Origin of the sequence: Vibrio sp. STUT-A16 (assembly GCF_026000495.1) — a bacterium.
GTDB lineage: Bacteria > Pseudomonadota > Gammaproteobacteria > Enterobacterales > Vibrionaceae > Vibrio > Vibrio diabolicus.
Genome location: NZ_AP026768.1, coordinates 1 through 3,998 on the forward strand (window position 1 = coordinate 1; position 3,998 = coordinate 3,998).

The window sequence follows — 3,998 nt, forward strand, 5'->3', positions numbered from 1 at the left end:
CTTAAACCAAGCTCTTTCGAGCTTGGAAAGGGCGATTGTCGCCAGTTTCGCACCCAAAACACCATAAAAACCACACATATTGAGTATATATATAATTTTTACTCATTTACTCATTTTTAAATGGGTATTGAAAATCATATACTCATTTGTTATTCTGTTATTAAGAGTCCAGAATATGAGAATTAAAAAATGGAAAATCCCCTACAACTCAAAAAGCAATTGATAGCGTTACTTGGTACAGAATCAAAATCTGCATGGATGAACTTCATGCAATTCCTAGATAATGAAATGCCATTTTTGGCTAATAAGGGTCGCCCGTCCAAATCTGAAATTGAAAATTCAATTATTGGCGAATCTGGTTTTACTTCGTGGCAAGCGATGTGTGACACCGCAACGAGTGAAAACGGTCTGGGTTGGTCGTATAACACATATCGACTTTGGAAGAAGTCTTGGAACGTTGTAAATCAACATCCGTATTTAAAAGAGCTTGAGTTATCCGCATCAGAAATTAATTCGGTTTACCTTGAGTGCAGTAAGAAAAATATCGACTTTCCTGCATCTGGTGAAGATTTTGAATTATTCAAAAAAGCTTCAAAATCTGTGAAGCGTGCAGAAGATGCAAAAGCAAACGAGAACCTAGCCAAAGAACTGGCAGAAGCTCAGGCTCAGATTCAACTTCTTACCGCTCAGGTTGAAGATATGAACAAGCTGCGTGAGGAAAATGCTGTCCTGCGTTCAGAGAAAGAAGCGTTCGAGAGCGACAAAGCCAAGCTGAACAAGCGAATCACCACGCTCAAATCAAACGTAGAATCCGAAAAGGAAGCCAAGCAAAAGCTCAAGAATCAAATCAATGCTTTGCCAAACAAGGGCTTTATGTCCAGATTGAACTACCTATTCACTAAGAGTATTTAGCTATGAAATTGAATGAAATCCAAGATGAGCACCTAGAAATGGAGATCGCTAACTTTGTGGAAGAGATGCAAGGTTGGTTGAATGGAGAAGAGATAAACGAAGATATTCTAATGTTCATGAAGATGCGTTTAGAGCTTCTAATGCACCAAGTGGACAGTGAAAAAAGTTAAGGCTAAAAACCTCTTTTGCTAACGCAAAAGATCCCCCTCAGGGGGGGGATCAACTGATAGGCTTGTTTATGGACAAGATTTAACAATTATTTAACAATTGATTTTGCGTAATTGTTAACTGCTGATTTAGAGATTCCTAATCTTTCGGCAATTTCTCGCTGCGTGTAATTCATTGAAAGCATCAGCTCGATGCGTTGAGCATCCTCAGAACTCACTACAGGCGGTCTACCGCCTCCTTTCGACTTCTTACCACCGATAGCACCCCTTTGCGCTTGAAGCTCGCTATAGGCTTCTGTGAGGGCTGCGCCTTGCTTGCGGTATTTAAAATAGGTGAACTCAGCCACGGAGCGAGCTACAACTAGCGTTTCGTTTAGCGGTAGCGGATCAGCAAAGCTATTGTAAGCAATGGCTCTTGTGACTATCTGCTTGTGCCAGGCATCGTAATCATGATTCTCTCGAACCTGGAGCGCATTGGGGTAAGCCCACGCACGAAGATCATTGAACAAGGTAACGTTTCGACTTCCCTTATCCGTGACAAGTCTCTTACCGCTTCTAATGCGGTGTGGCTGCAAATCTACGACCTCAGCAAGCTCACCTAGTGAATAAGCTCTATCATGCCGCCAGTCCGTGTCTGAGAGCCAACAGAGGGGGTTTCTGTGGATGTGTCGGGAAAAGTGGATGTCTGCCCCGTATTTCGCATCAAAAGCCGCTTCTATGGCTCTTAGATAGCGATATGGCTTTCTTGCTTTAGCGGTAGGCTGACAATGAACGGGATCACGCAAAAGCCAAAACGCCTGATGACGTTCAGGTTTCTGCGGATTGTAGCAGACGATATTTGGCTCAATGTCGTATAAACGCTCGGCTCGATAAGGGCTTTTGTCGTGGTCTACCATGACAAAATGACGGTCGTTTAAGTACGATTTAAAGCGTTCTAGCTGGATTGCTTTCGCTTTTGGTAGCCAAACCGTAGCCTCGCCCTTAACGGGTTGAGACTGAATAAAATCTGGTAAGGACTCTTGGAAGATTGCTGTTATGGACACATAGCTAACCGCCTTGGCGATAGCAATATGCGAGCAATTACAGGGTGTACATGTCTTGAATTATGCATTATAATTATTCTCGTATTCTGAATTAAGCCCGTTTGACTCGCCAAAGTTAAAGACGGGCTTTTTCTTTATCTGTAGAAAATTCTACCAGTATTATTTATTTAGATCCATTGTTTGATCTTTCCGCTTCATTCTGCTTTCCAGTTCAATATCTTCTACCGCCTTGGCTGCTGACTTGCATATATCACGCAATGGCTCTGGTGCAATCTCTGAATATTCCTGCAAGATCCTTTGTGCATATTGCTCTGCGCCTGATTGATTTCCCTTTAATAACGCAATGGCTCTGACGTATATATTTTTCGTCACGTTGCCTACAGCGTTAAAAAATGACTCCTGAAAATCAGAAAGATATTGTTTAGCCTCTTCGATTTGAGAGTTAACCATATCCAGAAGATCCCTGTTAGTAGCTAATTCAGTCTCGACTTCTTCGAGACTGAACTTTCTATCTTCTATGGTTTTCTCGATCACGAATCGCTCCATGCGCTTTGATTGAAGCTGCTTTTCAACATTGGCAATTTCAGTGTTTACAGATACTAAGCGTTGCTCTGCATCGAGCGTTTTTTTCTCCGCAAGCTCCGCCTGATGGGTAGCGTAGTTGTGGGAACGCTGCGATTTTGGAAGTTTCGCTTCTGCATTTCGCTGCTTGGACAGGTCACTTTTGCGCTCGGACTCATCTGTAATCGCGGCGATCACACCACGCTCATAGAGCAAATTTTCATTTGTGTAATCAAAGAAAAGCCTCTGGAAGTAACGTCCAAATCTCTGACGCTCACCAAACGAAAGTTTTTTATCCGTAGGGATTAGCTCCACATCAATATTATTTGGGTCGGTCACTTTCCTGATGTAATCATTAACGATTTCAAGCTCTCTTTTGTGCAAATCTAATTCGTTTGTTTTGCTGTTTGCACCACTCAAATAATAATGGCTATGGATTTTTGCCTCGTCTACGTGGCAAAAAATAGCCTTGGTTTCATGCTCTGGGAAATGTTCTTTTAAGAACCTTTCCATGTGAAAAATGTAATCCTCTGCGGATAGTTCGTCCGTCAGTTCATTTACATTTTTATCCTTTGGCTTGGGGAATTTAAATAACCCCTCTTGGATGTAAGTCGATTTTTTATTTACGGTTTCCGTGAGGGCATTATGTGCATCGGCATATTTTTGCACCATCGTTAAACGTTGGCTCTTTCTCACCATTTGCACATCATCATTATGAAGCCGCTGAAGAAGATGATTTTCAATCATCTGATGAAGTGGCACTTCTTTTATTGCTTCAAGCATTTCCTTGGCTATCGGATTTGTTTCTTTCTCGATAGCGTTCTCCAACTTTTTCCCGTATGCACTGCGGGTTTTCTGGAGAGCCTTTTTATTATTTGGCTGCGTTGGAGCAAAGCAAGAATCGAGAAAACTTTCTCGTTCTTCTTCTGAAAACTCCGCAAAAGTTTTCAGGTCGCCACCGATAAAAACTAAGTTGTTATCGGTTAAATTTTCATTCCATTCCTGACCATCTTCTTTGTCGAATGAATTATGTTCATCGACAATTCTCAAGCTGTGCTTGAGTGACGCTTTCATCTTGAAGCGTCCTGCTGCGGTTGAATTGAAATTCAACCTTTTGTAAAGCATTCTGACCTGTTTCATACCTAGCACCTGTAGTTATTGTTTTTGGCTCTTGGGGTCAAGGGGTTTCACCCCTTGCCAGTCCTATAATTCTCACTTTTCCGCGTAGCTGGGAAAAGTGTGGAATTTAGGCAACTGGTTGTTAATATTCCACACTTATAAAAAGTGTAACATTCAGGACGGCTTGCAAGCAAGC

General features: G+C 41.9%; 4 protein-coding genes. 2 read left to right on the forward strand and 2 right to left on the reverse strand.

Annotated elements, in window-relative coordinates; genetic code table 11:
• Nucleotides 1-189 precede the first annotated feature (189 nt).
• Complete coding sequence (locus tag OO778_RS25025; RefSeq protein ID WP_206971072.1) at nt 190-912, forward strand: hypothetical protein; 723 nt, start codon at nt 190-192, stop codon at nt 910-912.
• Between the two features lie 2 nt (nt 913-914).
• Complete coding sequence (locus OO778_RS25030; protein WP_206971071.1) at nt 915-1,082, forward strand: hypothetical protein; 168 nt, start codon at nt 915-917, stop codon at nt 1,080-1,082.
• Nucleotides 1,083-1,168: 86 nt separating this feature from the next.
• Here OO778_RS25030 and OO778_RS25035 read toward each other — a convergent pair whose 3' ends face one another.
• A complete protein-coding gene (locus OO778_RS25035; RefSeq protein ID WP_264912858.1) occupies nt 1,169-2,122 on the reverse strand; it encodes a replication initiation protein in 954 nt (317 codons plus the stop codon).
• A 159-nt stretch (nt 2,123-2,281) separates the two neighbouring features.
• Entirely contained in the window at nt 2,282-3,823 is a 1,542-nt protein-coding gene (locus OO778_RS25040; RefSeq protein WP_206971073.1) for a hypothetical protein, read from the reverse strand.
• Between the last annotated feature and the right edge of the window lie 175 nt (nt 3,824-3,998).